Source organism: Paracoccus benzoatiresistens (genome assembly GCF_026913015.1).
Classification (GTDB): domain Bacteria; phylum Pseudomonadota; class Alphaproteobacteria; order Rhodobacterales; family Rhodobacteraceae; genus Paracoccus; species Paracoccus benzoatiresistens.
This window is the reverse complement of the sequence record NZ_JAPTYD010000162.1, coordinates 1-1330: the sequence shown is the minus strand read 5'-3', so window position 1 is coordinate 1330 and position 1330 is coordinate 1. Positions and strand designations below refer to the sequence as shown.

Sequence of the window (1330 nt, the reverse complement as noted above, 5' to 3'; positions counted from 1 at the left end):
GGGAGTGTCCTGAACTTTGTGTATCTGGCCCGGTCCATGCGGTTTCAGATACTCAAGCGTCGAAGCGCTCGCCGAACATTATGGCGAACTGGTTGCGGGCCGCAAACCATTCCCGGACGTTTCGGCCGTCTTTCTCGAAGCTGCGGATGGCCAGGTAGATCAGCTTTGTCGCCGCCTCGTCTGTCGGGAATGACCCTCGGGTCTTGATCGACTTGCGGATGACCCGGTTCAAACTTTCTATGGCATTGGTGGTGTAGATGATCTTGCGGATCGCCGGATCGAAGGCAAAGAACGGGATCACCTCGGCCCACGCGCGTCGCCAGGCTGGGGCGATGGACGCGTATTTCCCGGCCCATTTTTCCTCGAAGGCATTGAGTTCGGCCTCGGCCATTGCGGCGGTTGGGGCGCTGTAAATCCGGCGCAGGTCGGCAGCCACAACCTTGCGGTCCTTCCAGGAGCAGAAGCTCAGGCTATGGCGGACCAGATGCACGATGCAGGTCTGGACCATGGCCTCGGGAAAGGCGGCAGTGATCGCCTCAGGAAAGCCCTTCAGCCCGTCGACGACCGCGATCAGGATGTCCTGCAGCCCTCGGTTCTTCAGCTCGTTCATCACCGCCAGCCAGAACTTGGCGCCCTCGTTTTCGGCGATCCACAGGCCCAGGACCTCGCGCAGGCCGTCACGGGTCACGCCAAGGGCGATGTAGACGGCCTTGTTCTTGACCATCCGGCTGTCGGCATCGCGGATCTTCACCCGCAAGGCGTCGAAGATCACAATCGGATACATCCGGTCCAAGGCCCGGCTCTGCCATTCCCGCACCTCGTCCAGAACGGCATCGGTGACGCGGCTGATCAGGTCGGGGGAGACCTTCAGGCCGTAAAGATCGAGCAGATGCGCCTGGATATCGCGCACCGTTAGCCCGGCGGCATAGAGCCCGATGATCTTGTCATCCATGCCGTCGATCCGTGTCTGGCCCTTCTTCACCAGCTCCGGCTCAAAGCTGCTGTCGCGGTCACGGGGCACAGCCACCGGCAGTTCGCCGTCCTGGCCCTTCAGCACCTTTGTCGACGAGCCGTTGCGCCGGTTCGCCTGGCCCGGAGGTGCTTCCTTGCCTTCCTCATAGCCCAGATGCGCGGTCAGCTCGGCCCCAAGCATCCGCTCCATGAGCCGGATCTTCAGTTCCTTCATCAGCCCGGCATCGCCGAGCAGGTCCTCAGGGCGCTCAACACCCTTCAACAGTTCATCCAGAAGTTCCTTGGAGATTGTCATGCATGCTTCCTTTCGGTGAAGCATGGACCGGATCAGTCATACACAAAAGATCGGACACTCTCT

The 1330-nt window shown here is 61.0% G+C and carries 1 protein-coding gene; it reads right to left on the bottom strand.

From position 1 onward, the window contains the following. Positions 1 to 52: 52 nt before the first annotated feature. Entirely contained in the window at positions 53 to 1267 is a 1215-nt protein-coding gene (locus tag OU682_RS23990; RefSeq protein WP_268944682.1) for an IS256 family transposase, read from the bottom strand. Positions 1268 to 1330: the final 63 nt, after the last annotated feature.

Excerpts from the sequence above, each read along its gene's own strand:
- OU682_RS23990 (WP_268944682.1), bottom strand. The coding sequence starts at position 1,267 with ATGACAATCTCCAAGGAACTTCTGGATGAACTGTTGAAGGGTGTTGAG.